The sequence below is a fragment of the Candidatus Nitrosopumilus sp. bin_7KS genome (genome assembly GCF_054095835.1).
This window is the reverse complement of sequence record NZ_JBSWSO010000008.1, coordinates 113,405-133,083: the sequence shown is the minus strand read 5'-3', so window position 1 is coordinate 133,083 and position 19,679 is coordinate 113,405. Positions and strand designations below refer to the sequence as shown.

Genomic DNA, 19,679 nt, shown 5'->3' with positions numbered 1-19,679 from the left:
TTGAGGGATAAAATTGGAATAGTTATCAACAGACTTGTCTATGGCTTTACTTTTGCATTTTTATATCAAATTGTTATTGGAATCGCAACATCATTACTTTCATTACCTCTGACAGGAAATATTCAAGATCTCATATCTGGAGTTGAACAAATTGAATCTCAACAAGGTCCTTGGCTTGTTGGTTGGTGGATAATCTCGACAATAATCATCACTGCAATGGCTTTACTGATTATTAGATACAAAAAATTTCTTTCTCCATACAAAGGTGAAAAAAATATTGATATTCCTCCAAAAATTACTGTTGTTACTGCAATAATTATTGGTGCGTGCATCTCTTTTCTATTTTTCTTACTTGACACTGTTATTGGTTTGATTGTGCCTGCAGGTTCACAGACTGATGTAAATGCAATATACCAATCTGCAATCATAGGGGATTTCACACCTCTAATGGTAAGTTTACTTTTTTCAATCATAGCTGGATTCATTATTGTTGGAGTAGCAAGCAAAACCTCCAAAGTCAAAGAAATTACAAATGATCTAGGATTGCAAGACATTGCTGGTATTATGGGTGGCATTGTAAATAAAACTAAAACTCAGAAAACAACCCTTTCTGATACCATAGGTCATCGCCCTGGGGCTTTAATCCATGTTGGAGAACAAAAAGTAGATAAAGTTACTGTAAATTTAATTGAATACGACTCTGAAAAAATTAACGAAATTACTAATGCGTCGTTTGAAGAATGCTTAGAATCTAAAAACAAACCCAATGTTTCCTGGGTGAATATAATTGGAGTCCATGATCCAAATATAATTAAAACTTTTGGAGATAATTTTGGTATCCATTCTCTCCACCAATCAAACATTATGAATACTGAACTAAGACCTTCTGTTGAAATATTTGATGATCATATTTTGATAATGTTGAAAATGCCACATTATGACACTCAAACAGGAAAATTGGATTTAGAACAAATATCCATTGTATTGGCTGAAAATCATCTTTTAACTTTTCAAGAAATTCAGGATGACTTTTTTGATGAGATTAGAAAAAGATTACGAGAAAATTCTGGTAGTATTAGAAAACTAAAAACAGATTATCTTGCTTATTCTCTTATCGATGCTATCATTGATAGTTATTTCTTGGTGTTAGAAAAAATTGGTGACCTAACTGAGGATCTAGAAGAAGACTTGATGCAAAATCCTACACCTGAAACAATGCAAACCATTCAGACACTAAAACGTAGAATGATTGCATTAAGAAAAGCAATCTGGCCCGGACGAGAAATCATTAATTCACTAGAGCGAGATTCTACAGTTTTGGTATCTGATAATACTAGGACATATCTTCGTGATGTCTATAACCATACTATCCAGGTAACTGATTCTATTGAAGGGTTGAGAGATGTGATTGGCGGTATGCTTGACACCTATCTATCCAGTGTAAGTAATAGGATGAATGAGGTCATGAAGACTTTGACCATAGTTGCAGCAGTTTTCATTCCTATCACGTTCATAGCTGGTATCTATGGAACTAATTTTTCATATGTGCCAGAATTGGAATGGGAGGGGAGTTATTTTGTTATGCTACTTGCCATGGCGACCATATCTGGAATAATGCTTGCCTGGTTTAAGAAAAAGAGATGGTTTTAATCTGAATTTCTATAAAACAACTCATTTTTTTCCAAAGTCTTTCAACAAATTGAGGCTAAATTATGACCAATAGGACACTACAAAGAACATATGAAATCCTTGAAGGTACAACTGATGATGGAGTCACCAAGGCTTTTCAATTTTTTATTATTGCTTTAATCACTGTAAATGTTATTGTAGTCATTATTGAAACAGAAGTATCTGTTTTAGATGAGTACGGTTATCTCTTTACTCCTTTTGAAGTATTCTCTGTTATTATTTTCACTGCAGAGTATATTGGAAGAATTATTGTTTGTAAGCTAAACCCAAAATATCAAAATTCAAAATTTGGTATACTGAGATTTGTATTTACTCCTATGATGCTAGTTGATTTAGCTGCAATACTTCCATTCTTCTTGCCATTTGTAGTTGCGGATACTCGCTTCATTAGAATAATTAGACTTTTGAGATTGTTTAGACTCTTCAAGCTTGCAAGATACTCTGATCCAATGCAAACTTTGGGACAAGTATTCAAATCAAAGGCTGGAGATTTAGCAGTTGCATTTTTCATTTTATTTATTGTGTTGATATTTGCATCTAGTTTGATGTATCATGCAGAACATGAAGCACAACCTGAAGTTTTTTCTAGTATTCCTGCATCTATGTGGTGGGGAATAGTTACTTTAACAACGATAGGTTATGGTGATGTTTATCCAATAACTATACCTGGAAAATTAATTGCAGCAGGTGTTGCTGTAATCGGAATTGCAGTTTATGCAATTCCCACAGGAATTATGGCATCTGCATTTACTGAAGAACTTAGAAAAAAGAAGGCATCCATTAACAATACGTGCACTCATTGTGGAAAGGATATATCACTTGATTAGAGAAAGAGTTAGAAAATGAACATTGAAAAAATAGAGAATTCGTTTAAACCAACTTCTGATAAAAAATGCTCTGTGGCAAAAAAAGGAATGGTTTCATCTGCATTCCCTGCTGCTACAAAAGCGGGAGTTGAAATGCTTAAAAAAGGAGGCAATGCAATTGATGCAGCATGTGCCACTGCACTTGCATTAGGTGTGTGTGAGCCTCAGGCCTCTGGAATTGGAGGTCAATCTATGGGTATTATTCATGTTAATGGAAAATCATATGCCCTTGATGGGTCTAGTCGTTCCCCGTCTTTAGCTAACTCGTCTGTTTACACAAAGAAAAAAAATCGCCGTTTGGGATACAAAGCAACTACTGTTCCAAGTACTTTATCTTTGATTGGATTTCTTCATGAGAGATACGGTAAACTAGAATGGCAAAAAATAGTAGCCCCGTCAATTCAGATTGCCAAAAAAGGATACAAAATTACTCAACTCCAACATGATTTACAAGAAAGAGAACTAAAAAATTTTCTTTCAATCAAATCAAAATCTGGCGCAAAATATTTTTTAAAAGATGGTATTGTTCCATATGATGTAGGAGACAGATTCATTCAAGAAGATCTATCTGAAACGCTTAAAGCAATTTCTAATTATGGCTATCAAATTTTCTATCATGGTGAAATTGCAAAAAAAATTGCTCTTGATATGAAGAATAATGGAGGTTTAATTCAAGAGGAAGATCTGTCATATATTCCTGAACCTCTAATTAGAAAACCAATCAGTAGAAAATATAGACACTTGACTGTTGTTACATTACCTCCGCCTGCAGCCGGAAGGACTCTTTTACTTACATTGATGATGTTAAATCATCTCCCATCAAAGTTTTTGCGCAGTTCCAAATTAAGTTCATATCATTTTGTTGCTGAAACTTTTAGAAAGGCATTTCTGCATAGAATACAGCGACCATTTAATCGTCACACATATGATCAAATTCAGGATAAATTACACTTACAACGAAGTTTTGCAAAACAAATGGCTGATTCCATTCATAATTCTATGGATGCAACATTACCTATGATTGATCCTGATTTTGGAGGTGAGGATACTACTCATCTTTCAACTATGGATAATGAAGGAAACGCTGTAGGTATCACACAATCTGTAGAATTGGCATATGGTTCCAAAGCAGCAGCCGATGGATTGGGATTTTTATACAACAACTACATGTCTGCATTTGAATTTACTAATCCAAATCATCCTTACTATATTCGTCCTAATTCAATTCCTTGGACTTCAGTTTCTCCCTCACTAATTTTTAATAATTCAAAATTATGGATGGTGGTTGGAAGTCCTGGTAGTCAGAGGATTTTTTCTACTATTACTCAATTTCTTTCACGAATAATTGATGGTGATCTTCCAATGAGTGAAGCAATTGAAAGACCGCGATTTCATTGTTCAATTGGAGGTACAGTAAGTATTGAAGATGGCGGATTTCGAACTGAAATAATTGATTATCTTAAAGAAATGGGCTATGAAATTTCTGTAAAAGATAGATATTCATTTTATCATGGTGCCATTCACGCTACAATGAAACTTCAGACTCAGGAAGGCTTTCATGGAGTAGCTGAAGTAAGACGCGATGGAACTGCAGAGGGGATAAATTGACTAAACTACCTGTGTTACTATCGATACCTCATGGAGGAACGCGAAAACCTTCTGAACTTGAAGGCCATCTGTCCATTACAAATAAGGATCTATTTGATGATTCAGATCCTTTTGTAATAGAACTTTATGATTTGGGAGATAAAGTTCAACGTGTAATTAAAACTGATATTGCAAGACCATTTGTGGATCTTAATCGTTCTATACAAGACATGCCTCCAAATAATCCTGATGGATTGATTAAGAGTAAGACATGTTATGATAAACCAATCTATACAAATGGAAAAGAACCTGATGATTCACTAAAAACAATGCTTATTGAAATGTATTATAATCCATATCATAAATCAATTCAAAAAAGTATCGATGAATTAGATTTACAATTATGTTTAGATTGTCATTCAATGGCATCTGTTGCTCCTTATTTCTCTCCAGATAAAACACAATCAAAAAGACCCTTGTTTTGTATTTCTAATGATGATGGAAAAACAGCTTCTCAGGAAATGATGGAATTATTAGCTGATTCTATATCTAAATCATATTTTGTTGATAGATCTGACATATCATTAAATGATCCGTTTCATGGCGGCCATATTACGAAAACATATGGGAATAGACCTCTTCCTTGGATTCAAGTTGAGATGAATAGATCATTATATTTGTCATCTCCATGGTTTGATGAAGATGCTCTTACTGTAGATGTTAATCATCTTCAAAAACTAAACAAACAATTTGAAAATTCACTTGATTATTTTTTTCAAAAATTTAAGTAACAAATTAGAAATCTTATTAAAAAATCACACATATTTGTTCGAATTTACTCTGTTGAATCTCAATTGATTTAATTCAGATTTAACACAAGTATTACTTTCTTTAATTATGGAATCATCAAATGATGTTTTATGAATGAACTAAAAATTGCAGATCAAGAAAAATTCTTGAACAGCATCATGAATATTTCAGGAAACATCCGATATGTTATGGTTTATGATTTGCAAGGAAATGCAATACATAAACGAATTATGGATGGAATCACTGATCATCTTACTGAGAGAGAAAATATAACTGCATTACAACACACCATTGAATCGTGGAATTTTAGAACTTCACTTTCAGAAAAAATTGGCAATACCCAGTATACTTTACAGGTATATGATAATTTGATAAGAGCAATTTTTCCATTTGGTAGTGATATGCTTCTAATTGTAACTTTGGATAATGTGGGCGAACCTGATGATATTATTCAAAGAATTCAAACTATATTATCATGATGGGATGACCCTGGACATATTTTTTAAAAAATCTAACCCGTCTCATTTTTAGCTTTTTCTTTTTTATTATTCTCACAAAGTATTTACATGATTTAAGATTAAGTGTAGTGAACTTTTGAACTCTCCTTACTTTGTCTTAATGATTTTAGCTGTATTGCAAATTCCATTAGCGTTTGCACAAATTGGTGATTTTTCAATTGAAGATGAATTTACAAAATATTTTTTTGAAATAGAAAATATTTCAAGTAATTTTGGTATAGAAGTTTCCTTTTCTGACTTGATTTTATATTCCATAGGAATGGTGGTATATGGTATTTTCATTTGGAATTTCTATCGATTCATTGCAAGACGTGAAATGATTCCTATTGGACTAGACAAATATCAAACAGATGGCAAAAAAATTACATCGATAATTGCATACGTTGTCAAATATGTAGTAGTTTTCCCGCTGGTGGTTTTAGTTTGGTTTGTAGTCTATTCTACATTCTTGTTTTTTATGGCTCCAGATCTTTCTATAGAATTGGTGTTTCTTGTAGTGATTTCTTTAGTTGTGACAGTAAGAATATCTGCATATTATAAAGAAGATCTCGCAAAAGATTTTGCAAAACTAATTCCATTTGCCCTGTTAGGTATTTTCCTTACAAGCAACATCTTTTTCACGGCTGATCAAGTGCTTGAACGACTCGATAATTTTATTCCCTTTTTAGGAAAAATAGCGGGCTTTGTCATTTATGCAATTATAGTTGAGGCGATTTTGCGTATTTTATTCTTAATAAAAAGAAAAATTCTTCCTGTTGCAGAAGAAAAATTAGAAGAATCAATTGAAAAACAAATCAATGAAAAAATTAAAGTTCATGTAGAAAAAATTGAAGATAAACACGAAAGTCTTGAGAAAAAAATAGAAAAAGAGACTACTGAGATTGAGAAAAAAATAGAGAAAGAAACAGATGAGATTGAGAAAAAAATACAACAAAAGGATAACGATGTTGAGAAAAAATTGAAAAAAGATGACGTGGATACAAATAGTGATGGAATTCAAAAATAATATTGGCAACAGGTTCGACTAAAGCAGTTTATGCGGCACTTTTTGGAAATCTTGGAATAGCAATTACAAAATTCATTGCCGCAGCCATGACTGGAAGTGCTTCAATGTGGGCAGAATCATACCACTCTGCATCTGATACTGTTAATCAAATATTGCTACTCTTGGGAATTAGGCTGAGTAAAAGGCCTGCAAATGAATTGCATCAATTCGGTTTTGGTAAATCCCAATTCTTTTGGTCATTTATCGTAGCTACTATGATCTTTGGTATCTCTGGAATTTTGTCATTACAACAAGGATTTTCATCTTTACTTGGAGATGCACATCATTTTGAAAATCCAATGATTAACTATATTGTACTTTCAATCGCATTTGCCTTTGAAGGAAATGCATTAAGAATTGCAATAAATCATTTTAAGGCGCCAATCATTGCACGTGGAAAAAAAGTTAGATTGTCAACACTATATTCTGAATTTAAAAATAGTAAGGATACTACTCTTCTAACTGTAATAGTTGAAGATACAGCAGCATTGATTGGTATTTCAGTTGCTGCTGTTGGAATATTTCTTACTGATATAACTGGAAATACTGTTTATGATGCAATAAGCTCCATAATCATTGGGGTTCTCTTAATGTCCTTTGCATTTTTCTTGGCAAAAGAGAATCGGGGACTTTTGTTAGGTGAATCTATTTCTCCTAAAGACAATGAACAAATTCTAAGTATTGTGAACACAATACCTGAAGTACACAAGGTGGTGGCTATGAAGACAATGCATCTTAGTCCTACTGTTATCATTGTTGGAATTGAAGTTAATCTAATTGACGGATTAGATACTGATAAGATTGAAACAATTACTGATCAAATTGAAACTAAAATAATGACTATAATACCAAACTCTAAAAAAGAATATATTTTTGTTGAAATTCAAAGATAAATTTTAGTATTTTTTCATAAAGTGAATTCAAATGAAGGTAGACCCATTTTTGAAAATTAGATGTAGAACAATAATGGCTGTCTTATCACGAATTCACTGCAACATAATAGATATTCAAATTATTAAGGTAAATTCTAGTTGATTTTATTCAGAAGCAACTCAATTTCCATTTTATTTAATTTACAAATAACCATTGTAGTTGCATGATAGAATTAATTGAGATTTCAGTGTATTTCTTTAATTGGTTTAAAGAATCTATTAGATACAAAATTGGAAAAACTTTATTTCCACTGGAGGATACTAGGGCTCATGTATAGCACAATTCTGGTGCCTCACGGAGGTACTGATGCAGGAGACCAGGCACTAAAACATGCTAAATACATCGCAAAAAATTCTTCTGCAAAAATTGTTATTCTAAACGTAATCATGCCTTGGTCTAACCCTTTCTTTGAGGAATTACCTGATGATGATAACTCCACACATGATCAAATAGAATCTCTTCTTTCAAATGTAAAAGATAATGTTAGGAAATTCTTAGCTGAACGAGTTGCACAATGTAGAGCAGATGGCTTGAAATGTGATGGGATTTTTAGAACTGGAAATCCTGCAAATTCAATCATAAAATATGCAAATGAAGAAAATGTTGATCTTATAGTGATGGCTAAAAAGAAAAAATCTACTGCTGATTACATATCTATTTTTAAGATAGGGGGAACTGCAAAAAAAGTACAAGAAAAGGCAGACTGTTCAATTTTACTTGTTGAAACATAGGTTTGTAAATTTTAGATGTTGGTTTTTTATTGTTGGTAGATTTTGATTCTAGATTTTTATACTGAGTTTTCATATTAGAACTATGCTTGATAATTTTCCAGATATGGATAGATCCGTTTCAGCAATTAAAATTCTTGAAGGTGATAGAACTCAAGAATTTAAAGAATTGGCTTCTGCTTTGGGGATATCACAATCTTCTGAAAGTTGGAAGGAGCTTGTAATGGATTTTTGTTTAGAGTTTAAAGATTGTTTTACAATAATAACTGACAAACAAGATCCTGAAGAATCTGAACGTGACCCTATTGTTCATTGTTTTATTCTAATGAGACAACTAGGAAAGGGAAAATCTAGTATGAGGGAAGTTACATATCTTCAAAACATTGCAGATACTTTGGCCAAGGAATTCAAACTTATTTACACTCATACAAAATAATTTAAAACAAAATTATATTTTAAATAAAAGTTATTCAGGTATCTGTGTTTTTTCTTCAAGCATGTCTACAGCCCATTCAAGCAATTCATGTTTTTGATGGGCCCATCTGTAATGTGCTGCTGCATGTTTGTCACTTGCAGACATTTCAGGATATGAACAAAACTCACATTCATCAGATACTGCAACTAGATGCTCTATGATTTCTTCTTTGTGCTTTGCAAGATGGATTAACCATAATGTTCGTGTGGCAACTATTGGATTTCCGTGTTCACAATAGGGGCATTTGCTTTGAATAAACGTCATTTTGTTCTGTAAAGAATATGTTATTTCCAGTATAATAAATAAAATGAATATTTCTTGAATTTCAAATATTTACTACATCAGTCTTCTTCATCTGTATCTCTGAACAATTTTCTTCTTTTCTTCTTTGTTGTAGTCATATTGTATGGGTTAATCTCAATTTCATCATCATCTATCTTACGTGTTAATCATGATCATTGCAGTGTATTGAATGACATCATTTGATAATATGGTTGTGGATAGTTTGATATCTTTAACTTCTCTGTCTTGCACACATGCATTGATTAAATTATCTAATTCTGATTTATCTTGAGATTGTATGATTTCAACTTTCAATTATGCACACCTGTCATTTGTATTCATCCAGAATACTGTTTCTAAATTGAGGTTTGTTGATTCTTACATAATCTTTGATAACTGCTATTGTTGTAACAAGTGAATTTTTTACATTAGTTAAAGTTTGATGTGTTTCAGTACTCATTGCAAACCAAGGACCCATGTATGCATTTGTAAATATTTTATCATTATCAGTTTGTTTCATGATCTTATATCTTATTTTGATTAATAACTTGCAAAGAAATTATCTTAATCTATTACAAAGTAAACAAGATGACTTCATCCACAATAAGGTTAACTACACCGTGCTTTAAATAGCAAAAACCGTCTATGTGTCTCTGGGTTGTTCATAGTCTTTTTTTACAATTAATTTATCAAACCCTTCTTCTTCTGTTGGGATTTTTGTCTATAAAACCTGAAATTTAATAATCTATCTGGAGATATTTTGATTGATAACATTCTACAAGTGAAGGTCATCCAATAAACATTATTTTAAGAAATAGTTATTTTTTTAATGAATAGCTTTTATTCAAGCAATGATTAATCAACATATTGAATAAATCGATATTATTAATTCCATTTTTGTTATTGTTGTTTGTAGGTGTATCTTTTACCTATGCCGAAACTATTCTTCCAGATTGGATAAAAAATATCGCCCTTTGGTATGGCCAGGGTATTGTCTCTGAGCAAGAATACATTGACTCTATCAAATTTTTGATTAATAACAAAATCATATTTTTAGATGTTGATGAAAAAAACATCCTACTTGATCCTAGCATAACCTCAACTGATGTGATAGTTACAAAACCTAGAATAAACCAGTGTTCTGTATTGTATCAGTCGTACAAAAATATTGGAAGTGCACAATTCGTATCAAAATACGCTCATGTAAATTTCATCAATACTTGTGTGAAACTTTACCAAGATCCAATTTGGAAATATCAGGGAGATGATAGAGTTGATAAACTACATGAAAAATTCCTAGAGTTTGATATTAAATCAAAAATTGGAAAACCAAAACTATCTTTTGAACCTAGTGTAAATATTCTATCTACAACTGATATTGGTCAAGGAAAATTTGATGTGAAATTCAATATTTGTGCAGGGGATAAATCTATTGACAAAGCCAAAGTTTTGGTCCAGTCTAAAATAGAATCTATTCAAGTTGGTTCAAACAAAGATATCCCACAAAATGTGTGTAGAAACTATGTAACTCAAATACATGCAAACAATGTTGCAAATATACAAATCACAATTTTGGAACAAGTTTTAGTGGATTGATTAGTATTTTTTAGATTTGATTTCCTTCTGAATAAAGTCAACTAGTTATTCAGTTCCTAATTCCTGACAACTCTCATGTGATTAAATAACAACTTTCTACTTTCTACATTCATGAAACAAATTACCATGCAACCCCAAACACAACCAGCTAAATTAGTTGAAAGTGACGCCAAAAATGCTCTTACAACTAATCCTTCTGTAGATTGGACTGATTTTGCAGGGTTGTCGTGGATATTTCTAGACCATTCGTTTGAAGATTATGCTTAATTGATTAGGAGGAATGAGGAGAAAATTGTCCTCTCTTCTTATGTTTTATTCACAATACTTTCATACTATGAAAATAAATGAGCTTAATTAAACAAATTATGATTTCTACTAAACCTCTCTCTGCAATTGCTTTGTCTCTTCTAATTCTTACTGGTAGTATGTCGTTAGGAGGGTTTTCTAATGTTGAAGCTCAAACATCTAATCTTTTTGTTTCTGCTGATAGTTCTGTATTCAATAACAAAATTTCAGGCCCTCAAGTTGTTCAGGTAGTAATTCGTGATCAAAACATCAGTAATACTGGTGAGGGAAAGGGTGAACCTGATGTCACAGTAAATGGAAAAGATTTGCGTATGGTTCAATCTACCGATGGAAATTGGTATGGTTATTTCTCTGACAGGAAACAGGCTCAAATAGCTGATAGTACAGTTGGCCTAACTGGTAAAGGGCTTGACTTTGGTACTTTTTGTTCAAGTAATACTTCAATTTTAGGAGTATCTGTTTCAGATACTGATGGAATTTCAATTCCTATCAGTGGGGCTACAGTTGGTGGGGAAAATGGCCAAAATCCACCTAATGTTATATCTCAAGATTGTTCTTTGAGTTTACCTTATTCTAAAAAAACGATTAATGTTGTAAGACAAGCAAAGGAGATGAATCCTGGAAATACAAAAGTGAATCTTGGACAGATTGGTATTGCATCAAAAGATCTCTGGCCATTTATCCAACTGTATGATTTTTCAAAAGGTGGTAACGTTATAGTCCAATACAATAAGGGTGGGGGTGCTCAAAAAACAACTCTAACGTTTGATTCTGCAGAAAAGTCAATCACACACGAGTTAGACCGAAGCTCCTATCCTAGATCATCTGATGTAAATCTCAAAATAAAAGATCTTTCTTTAAACATTGATCCTACATCTGTTGATTCTTGGTCGTTTGGAACTTCTCCTGCAAGTCCTTCTACTTTTTACATGCTTTATGGAGAGTCTGGAACAGCAAACTCTGATGGAACTGCAGGTGCTGTAAATCTTGTACCGCATCTTACTCCAATGATGTTCAAGGATAATGGAATTCTTAAGATAAATCCAAATGTCCAGGGACAAACAAATGTACTAACCATCAAAGACAATAGCCATTCTCAAACAAATGGTAATAGTGAAATAGATATTTCGTTAACCTCCTCAAGTGCGGGCTCTATTCCAGTTGGTAAGCAACCTGTAACAATTACTGAAACTTCTCCTAACAGTGGAATATTTACCACCTATGACCCAAACAATGATTCTGTTTTAATCACAACGCAAAATGCTCAAAGAGGAACATCAGCCTCTATAGACTATAACAAAAAACCCTTGACTCTTCTCATAGGATTTGGAAAAGCCACTTTGTCCCTTGATGAACAACTCAAAGGAACCGAGTGGAATTCAGGTGAAGAAATGCCGGTAATACTAATTGACTCTGATGCAAATAAAAATAATTTAGCAAAAGAAGACCTTGATCTTTTCAATCCTTCATACAAATCAATTCCTGCATTAAGTACTGGAAATCCATATACTTTGGGTGAGAGTGGCTCTGAATCAAACAGTAGGATTTCTGCATCATTTTTAGATGGATTTGTTTTAACCTTGACCGCCCCTGGTAAATTTACTCTTTCAGGCACTAATGTAGGCACAACATCCTCTGTAATGGTTGAAAAATTCAGTGATAGGGCAAGAATTGACCCTGTGAATAATTCTGATTCGGATGCTCTAGTAATTGATCTTAAAACTAATCTGAACAAACTTTATGATTCGATAAATAATCCATTTGATTCTACAACAAATTTCCGAGGTGTAAACATGTTTAATTTTGATTTACGTTCTCTTAACAACACTATCAATAATTTTGATATTTACTTGCTAGTTGGAACAACTTCTTCTCCTCTTCTTGATTCATCAGGAAATCTTGCTCCTAATGTGACGGCAATTAAAATTGCGTCTGATACATCTTTACAAAATTTAATCAATTTGAATTCTACTTTACAGGTAGCAGACCCACAACTATTACATTCTAATTTGTTCTCAAGTTCATTTTCAGGAAATGAACAAATAGGATTGATGTTTTCATATTCAAAAATTCAAAAGATGGGAACAGAAACAAGACCTATTGTTGCTGACTTTTTCTCTTATGGGTTGATAAATGATGGAAGAGAAAAACATGAAAGAATTGCAAATCAAATTGTTCGTGTGGAGGTAGAGGAATTATCAACTAATTCTGGAAAGTTTAGAGGAAGCCTTGAATATATTATGTTGAATCAATTGAATATTTTTGATTCAAAAACATATGAAAAAATAATTCCAATTGATGATGAGCCAATTTTCCTAGTGATTGATGAATTAAAGGGAAGTAATTCTCCACGAATTAGCTATAACGACTTGGGTTCTGACGGGGTCTTTACTACAATTTCAGACCAACAAGATATTCTAACTCACATGGGACTTGTTGTTCTTTCTGTAAAGACATTCAAGCCTGGTGATATTGTGGGCGTCGCTTTATCTGATAAGGATCTTAATACCGATTCTGATTTAATTGAAATTTACACTGTAGTTGATCCTTCAAAGTATCCAAATGATCCTGCAGTAGATGCAGTAGGTCTTCCTAATTTAGGATTGACTGATGATAATCAACCGTATGGACGATTATTTGCAATTACATTTGATGATGAAACTTGGTTAAAATCATCTGTCTCTAAAAATGGAAAATCCTGCTCTCCAATTTCTGGAAGCGATGGATTGGCTTCAACTGGTTTTACCTTAGTTGAAACTGGAGCAAAGACGGGTGAGTTTACTGGGGATTTTAAAATTCCATCACAATACTGTTCGAGAAATAGTGGAGGTACAATCAAGGTGACAACTGGTGTTGATATTGGTGCCAGATATTATGACTTTAGAGGACTTTCAAGTCAAGCTGCAGTTACCAGTGCAAGTGCTGCTGTTGGTGCAACAAGTGGAAGTGTCCAACTTGATAGAACCAGTTATCCTGTTCCAGTCGGTTCTGTTTCTGACTTTTTTAATTCAGGCAAGTCTACATCAACTAGACCAAACAGTTTATCGATTTTTCCATTTCATTTAACAGCAATTATCAAAAATGGAGACATTAATGCAATTGATTCAGGTGAAGAGATTGGACCTAAAAACACCATACTGCATGTTAGAATCCATGACAATGACTATAATTTATCTCCAAATGGAGAAGATACAATTTCCCAAAATATTCCGGGCACTACTAATGGACCAGTCAAAGTAATTGTAACACGAGGAAGTTCAAGTTTACTTTTGGCCACAGCAGGTGGTGAGGATGTGCGTGCTGGAGTGATTACATCTGGAAAGGATACAAAAAGTGGCGTTACAAGAGAACTTGGACCAATAGTGGAGACTTCTTCTAGTTCTGGTGTTTTCCAATTTAGTTTACCGATTAGATATGTTGATGGCCCCTCATCTCTCAAATGTCCAATTACTCCTGATTCTGGATTTACAAAATTAGATAAAACTAAATCTGGAGTTTTATCTAGATTTGATGTATCTCCTTCAACTGGCAATTACTGTATTTTGCAAGGAGATGTAATTACAGTAGAGTACTCTGATCAAACTGATGCATCTGGCTCTAAAAGAATTGTAACTGATTCGGCCGCATTTGATCTTAGAATAGGTTCGCTACAATCTGATACACAATCTTACGTTATTGGACGTGATGCGATAATTACATTAGTTGATCCTGATCTGAACTTTGATTCTAAAAAAGCAGAGACACACTCCCTTGATATTCTAGAATGGAATTCAGGTAATGTCAAGACTACCATGGGGAAGATGGGTGGGGCTGTCACAAAGAATGGGCTATTATTTGACTCACAACCATTTGGATTGCGTGAAACTGGTGATTCAACTGGAGTTTTCCAAACTGTAATTAAAATCCCTTCTGAAATAAATGGAAAATTACTTGATAGAGGTGAATCAATCAAACTAACATACACTGATTGGGGAACAGCAGGCTCTGATTTTGTAGGAAAGAATGATCAAAAAATAGAAACAAAGTTTTTCACATCCAACTTTCAATCTTCAATCTCTTTAGATAAGAGAATCTATACGTGGACTGACAAAGTCTATATCACTATTGTAGCTCCTGATCATAATTTTAATACAAATAAAGTAGATGAGATAGGTTCAAAATCTACAAATGAGATAAAAATTTCAACTCGAGCAAACAAACTCACACAATACAAACTTGCTGAAACTGGTGGTGATACGGGAATTTTTACCGGCGAAGTAATCCTAACTGGATTCAAACATGACGCTGATGGAAATTCAAGAACTGGGGACATCGATGGATTTGATACAAATCCTAGAACTGAACCAAAATCTGGGGGTGGTCCAACTAATGGTTTCTTGGAAACTAAAAATGATGATGGACTTACTGTATCATTTCAATTTACAGATAGAGAAATATCTACTGCATCTGCATTGATTAGATGGAACATTGGAGATATAGAATGGGTTCAAGGTGCTTCATCTGCCAATGGAAATGGAATTATCCGAGTAGTAGATCCTGATATGAATCTCAATCCTAAAACTGTAGACACATTTTTGATTGACATGTGGTCTGATTCAGATCTTGGTGGAATTGATCTTACTGTGACTGAAACAGGCCCTGCTACTGGAATCTTTGAAGGTTCTGTCACGTTTTCATCACGAGACCAATCATCTGGTCATAAATTACGCGTAAATGAAGGTGATTATGTTACTGCAAAATATGAAGACAATACTTTGCCAAAACCATATTCAAGAACAGATGAACTTAAAATTACATCTAGTACTACTGTTGGTCCTGTAGTTCCTCCATTGGAGCGTGCACCTGTAGCAAATCCGCGGGTTGTTGATTCTTTTGGAAATTCTGTTAGTTTGATTAATGTGGATACTCAAGTTCAAGTCTCTGCAAGTATAGTTAACAATAATGTTGGAACTCAGCCTTTTACTTATTTAGTTCAAATTCAGGATTCTTCAAAGGCTGTAAATTCTCTGTCTTGGATTACGGGAACTCTCTCAAAAGGACAGATATTGTCTCCATCTGTATCTTGGACTCCTGATGCCCCTGGAAAATACACTGCAACAATTTTTGTTTGGGATAATCTAAAAAGTCCTGCAGCAATTAGTCCAACTATTGATTTAGAAATAATTGTTTCATGATACTTTAATAGCACTAAATTCTATCTGATCTTATGAACAAGAATATTTTTGTTGTATTTTTCACTGTTTCAATATTATTGCTAGGTACAATATCTGGTCCACTTACTCTAATTCCTGCTGATGCATTGAAAGGACAAGGTGTTCCTTCATCACAATACGGCTCTGCAACAAAAGGAATTGTTTGTGGCGATAGGTTATGTTCCGAAGTAGAACCGGTTGAAAAGAAAATAGAAAAGAAAGTAGAGAAAAAAGTTGAGCCAAAGGAACAAGTCAAAATTGAAAAGAAAGAATCTGAAAAAAAGAAATTAGATGACAAAGTAACATCTGAACAAACAAGATACGATGAAACATCATTACCTCCAAGAACAATTAAAACTGGAACTGTTACATCTATACAAGATCCCGGCCAGGGACATGAAAATCATCAATTAGCATTAATCCTTCCACCATCAGAAAAAGTATATCGTGGATTGTTTACATTTACTTCCTCTGAAGATGTACAACTAGTAGCACTTCATGGACCGTTAAAAGAAGGTGAAGATAAAGGTCAAGCAATCTGGTCTCCTGATGGAAAAACAAAATATGCATTAACTTTTGTTCCATTAAATGCTAAAGCCGGGACTTGGCAATTTGCTGGAAATGCTTTAGCAGTACATACTATGAATGAAGATCCATTTACTGTCTCATATTCAGTTGCATATAGGGAGAGAACTCTTTCTGATACTGTAAAAAGTGAAACCATTACATCTGTACAAGATCCAGGCATAGGACATGAAAATCACCAATTAGCAATTATTTTACCTCCTAGACCATATGCCTATTTTGGAACATTGGGATTCTCAGCATCTGAAGATGTACAACTAGTAGCACTTCATGGTCCATTACAACCAGGACAAGGTGCACATGGTCAAGCAATCTGGTCTCCTGATGGAATTACAAAATATGCACTAACTTTTGTCGATAAAGAAACTGCAATGGGTACTTGGCAGTTTACTGGAAATGCAGTTGCATTACACACAATGAAAGATACTCCATTCACTGTAAGTTATTCAATAGCAACAGGACAATAAGCCTATTTTGATAGCATCTTTTATTAATAATAAAATCTAAAATTTATTGAAATCAAATAACATGAAATTCCAACTCTTACTTCTAATCGTAGCATCATTATCTGTACTACTCATATCACAAGTCGCCGAATCATCATATGCTGATGTAACATCTCCATCAAAACAAGTCAAGATAGGTATTGATAAAACAGAAATTATTTGTAAAGCACATCTAGTTAAGGTATATAGAATAAATGCCGATAGCATTGATTGTTTTACTCCTACAACTGCTGAAAAATTAATCAAGTCTGGCATTGCAAAAGATATTCCTAAAGCAAAATTAGATGCAAAAAAATCCTTTAGAGAAAATACTCCTATTGGAACAATTAATGGATTAGACACAGTAAAGAAATTCGGTTCTGAAGGAAAGTTTACTTCTACACCTAGAACTGTAGAATATCTTTACATCTTTGAAGCATGTGCAAATGAGAAAACAGTTCGTGTTCCAGAAGTACTTGTTACCTCTGATAGTGAAGCCAAAACAGTAAAACTAGCAAAAAAAATTCAAGCTAACACTTGCTATACAAGCTCAGCATCCATCAAGGCAATTGATCCTAAATCCATTTCAGGAGTACTGACAAACAAAGGAGTCATCACTGATAAATTAACAGAATTAGAAAATAATGTTTCTCAACTACAAGGACAATTGTCTGTATTGAAAAAGAGTTTCTCTGGTGTGATTCCAAAAGATTCTGCTCCTCTTACTGATGACACTAAAGTTATGATATCTACCACTAGTGATGAAATTGTTAAACTGCGAGCAGAATTGAATCTTGCAAAAGGGGAACTTAACAAATATCTGTACACTCTACATTCTCCACAATTACCTGCATCTCAATTTACAAAGCAAAAATTGACCTTTACTGGAACTCCAATTGAAGGAACATCTGCAAAAATTCTAACTGTATCCAAACAAACACTTGGAAATACTGATACCCCTGATACCGTAACTGGTGTGAAATTATACAATGTAGTTTTTGAAGCCTGTTCAGGAAATGATGTTTTACGAGCCCCAGAAGTTAGAATATCATCTGATAATGAAGAAAAAACCATTAAAATTGCTGAGAGAATAATTGCCAATTCTTGTCAAATGTCTGCCGGTAAAATTAACGCACTAGATGCAAATTCCATATCCTTACAAATTGCAAACAGAGCCGATGTTTCTGCTAAGATTATTCAACTTGAATCAAACATTGGAATACTTTTAGATGAACAGGTTCAATATCAAAACGAACTAAACAAACTTGTTGTATTGAGTGTAAAACCTGCCAATTATGAAGAAAAAGTTACTGAACTTTCTAGTAAGATAATTGACTTGAGAAACCAGATGAGGGATTTGAAATTCCAATTATATGGTAATTTGTATGAAGTATACAAATGATAATGTGTTGATTAATTTCTAAATAATTTAATTATTCATTGTTCTATTGGATCTTAAGTTAGCCTAATTTTGATATTGTTTATAATATCCTTCCATTTTATAATCATTAATGACAAAAACAATTCTAGCTATTTTTGCAGTTGCTGTTCTTTTAACAGGAACTATTGCAGGACCTACTGGCTTTATTCAATCTGCTGATGCTCTAAAGAGTAAAGGCACATCTGCATCTAATATCAACTCAAACAAAGTTTGTGGTGATAGACTTTGCTCAGAACCTGCAAAAGAGGTTCCTACAGAGAAAAAGAAGAAAGAAGAAGTCAAGACAGAAAAGAAAACAGAATCTGCCGAAAAAGCTAAAGAAGTTCCAAAAAAAGATACTAAACCTGAAACAATGGAAGCAGCTAAAACAGTTGCAACTCTTAAAGTTCCAAAGACTGTTACTGGTGTTTTAACATCCGTACAAGATCCAGGCCAAGGACACGAGAATCATCAACTAGCTATCGTTTTACCTCCTTCTGATAAAGTATATCGTGGATATCTAACTTATACTGCATCTGAGGATGTTCAGCTTGTAGCATTACATGGTCCATTAAAAGACAGTAATGTTAAAGGACAAAAAGTTTGGAGTACTGATGGAAAAACAAAGTTTGGTTTAACATTTGTAGATAAAGAAACTTCTGCAGGTGTATGGCAATTCTCAGGAAATGCTATTGCAATTCACACAAAGAATACTGAACCATTCACTGTAAGCTATTCCGTAACTTATACTGAACACATTGCAGATGGTGAAAAAGTCATTAGAAAAACTATGACTTCTCAACAAGATCCTGGAGTTGGACATGAGACACATCAACTAGCTCTATTACTGCCTCCAAGAGAAACAGCATATTCTGGACATCTCACATGGGATGCATCAGAACCAGTGCAACTTGTAACATTGATTGGCCCTCTGACTAAAGATCAAGTAATAGGTTTGCCAAGTTGGACAGCAGATGGTGAATCATACTATGCACTATCTTTGGTACCGACAAAAGCAGCTGGCTCTACACAATTCTCAGGTAATGCTTTCGGACTTCATACAATGAACTCAGAACCATTCACTGTAAGCTACTCTCTAGTACTTACAAAATAATCTTTTTTTATTTTTTATTGAACTAAAACATTGTTTTAGTTGGGTGTT

18 protein-coding genes are annotated in these 19,679 nt (G+C 33.5%); 15 read left to right on the top strand and 3 right to left on the bottom strand.

The features are described 5' to 3' along the window. The 9 genes from corA (at nt 1) to ACW9W4_RS09885 (ending at nt 8,612) form a co-directional block, all read left to right on the top strand. The gene (corA, locus tag ACW9W4_RS09925) at nt 1-1,650 is read left to right on the top strand and encodes a magnesium/cobalt transporter CorA (protein WP_457762294.1); all 1,650 of its coding nucleotides are present in this window, start codon (nt 1-3) and stop codon (nt 1,648-1,650) included. 62 nt (nt 1,651-1,712) lie between these two features. Further along, nucleotides 1,713-2,516 (top strand): ion transporter, encoded by an 804-nt coding sequence (locus ACW9W4_RS09920; protein WP_457762293.1) that lies wholly within the window; start codon nt 1,713-1,715, stop codon nt 2,514-2,516. Between the two features lie 15 nt (nt 2,517-2,531). Next, nucleotides 2,532-4,163, top strand: coding sequence for a gamma-glutamyltransferase (gene ggt / locus ACW9W4_RS09915; protein ID WP_457762292.1), 1,632 nt, complete (start codon nt 2,532-2,534; stop codon nt 4,161-4,163). Beyond that, a complete protein-coding gene (locus ACW9W4_RS09910; RefSeq protein WP_457762291.1) occupies nt 4,160-4,933 on the top strand; it encodes an N-formylglutamate amidohydrolase in 774 nt (257 codons plus the stop codon). The genes ggt and ACW9W4_RS09910 overlap by 4 nt, the downstream gene beginning before the upstream one ends. 129 nt (nt 4,934-5,062) lie before the next feature. Beyond that, nucleotides 5,063-5,431, top strand: a complete 369-nt coding sequence (locus ACW9W4_RS09905; RefSeq protein WP_457762290.1) for a hypothetical protein — start codon at nt 5,063-5,065, stop codon at nt 5,429-5,431. A 115-nt stretch (nt 5,432-5,546) separates the two neighbouring features. Further along, nucleotides 5,547-6,476, top strand: a complete 930-nt coding sequence (locus tag ACW9W4_RS09900; protein WP_457762289.1) for a hypothetical protein — start codon at nt 5,547-5,549, stop codon at nt 6,474-6,476. A 2-nt stretch (nt 6,477-6,478) separates the two neighbouring features. Beyond that, entirely contained in the window at nt 6,479-7,408 is a 930-nt protein-coding gene (locus ACW9W4_RS09895) for a cation diffusion facilitator family transporter (RefSeq protein ID WP_457762288.1), read from the top strand. Nucleotides 7,409-7,717: 309 nt separating this feature from the next. Further along, nucleotides 7,718-8,179: a universal stress protein gene (locus tag ACW9W4_RS09890; protein ID WP_457762287.1), complete on the top strand. Its 462-nt coding sequence runs from the start codon at nt 7,718-7,720 to the stop codon at nt 8,177-8,179. A gap of 82 nt (nt 8,180-8,261) precedes the next feature. Then, entirely contained in the window at nt 8,262-8,612 is a 351-nt protein-coding gene (locus ACW9W4_RS09885; RefSeq protein WP_457762286.1) for a hypothetical protein, read from the top strand. A gap of 30 nt (nt 8,613-8,642) precedes the next feature. On the opposite strand, the gene ACW9W4_RS09880 is transcribed toward ACW9W4_RS09885, so the two are convergent. From ACW9W4_RS09880 to ACW9W4_RS09870, 3 genes are all read right to left on the bottom strand, one after another. Continuing rightward, nucleotides 8,643-8,915 carry a hypothetical protein gene (locus ACW9W4_RS09880; RefSeq protein WP_457762285.1) on the bottom strand — a complete coding sequence of 91 codons (273 nt, stop codon included), beginning with the start codon at nt 8,913-8,915 and terminating at the stop codon, nt 8,643-8,645. A 174-nt stretch (nt 8,916-9,089) separates the two neighbouring features. Then, a complete protein-coding gene (locus ACW9W4_RS09875) occupies nt 9,090-9,248 on the bottom strand; it encodes a hypothetical protein (RefSeq protein WP_457762284.1) in 159 nt (52 codons plus the stop codon). Nucleotides 9,249-9,261: 13 nt separating this feature from the next. Continuing rightward, nucleotides 9,262-9,453 carry a hypothetical protein gene (locus ACW9W4_RS09870; RefSeq protein ID WP_457762283.1) on the bottom strand — a complete coding sequence of 64 codons (192 nt, stop codon included), beginning with the start codon at nt 9,451-9,453 and terminating at the stop codon, nt 9,262-9,264. Between the two features lie 347 nt (nt 9,454-9,800). Here ACW9W4_RS09870 and ACW9W4_RS09865 point away from each other — a divergent pair, with 347 nt between their 5' ends. From ACW9W4_RS09865 to ACW9W4_RS09840, 6 genes are all read left to right on the top strand, one after another. Continuing rightward, nucleotides 9,801-10,529, top strand: coding sequence for a plastocyanin (locus ACW9W4_RS09865; RefSeq protein ID WP_457762282.1), 729 nt, complete (start codon nt 9,801-9,803; stop codon nt 10,527-10,529). Between the two features lie 111 nt (nt 10,530-10,640). Continuing rightward, nucleotides 10,641-10,796: a hypothetical protein gene (locus ACW9W4_RS09860; protein WP_457762281.1), complete on the top strand. Its 156-nt coding sequence runs from the start codon at nt 10,641-10,643 to the stop codon at nt 10,794-10,796. A gap of 77 nt (nt 10,797-10,873) precedes the next feature. Then, nucleotides 10,874-16,009, top strand: coding sequence for a hypothetical protein (locus ACW9W4_RS09855; protein ID WP_457762280.1), 5,136 nt, complete (start codon nt 10,874-10,876; stop codon nt 16,007-16,009). Between the two features lie 32 nt (nt 16,010-16,041). Continuing rightward, nucleotides 16,042-17,079 carry a hypothetical protein gene (locus ACW9W4_RS09850; protein WP_457762279.1) on the top strand — a complete coding sequence of 346 codons (1,038 nt, stop codon included), beginning with the start codon at nt 16,042-16,044 and terminating at the stop codon, nt 17,077-17,079. A gap of 46 nt (nt 17,080-17,125) precedes the next feature. After that, nucleotides 17,126-18,499: a hypothetical protein gene (locus ACW9W4_RS09845; RefSeq protein ID WP_457762278.1), complete on the top strand. Its 1,374-nt coding sequence runs from the start codon at nt 17,126-17,128 to the stop codon at nt 18,497-18,499. A 109-nt stretch (nt 18,500-18,608) separates the two neighbouring features. Continuing rightward, nucleotides 18,609-19,631 carry a hypothetical protein gene (locus ACW9W4_RS09840; protein WP_457762277.1) on the top strand — a complete coding sequence of 341 codons (1,023 nt, stop codon included), beginning with the start codon at nt 18,609-18,611 and terminating at the stop codon, nt 19,629-19,631. Nucleotides 19,632-19,679: the final 48 nt, after the last annotated feature.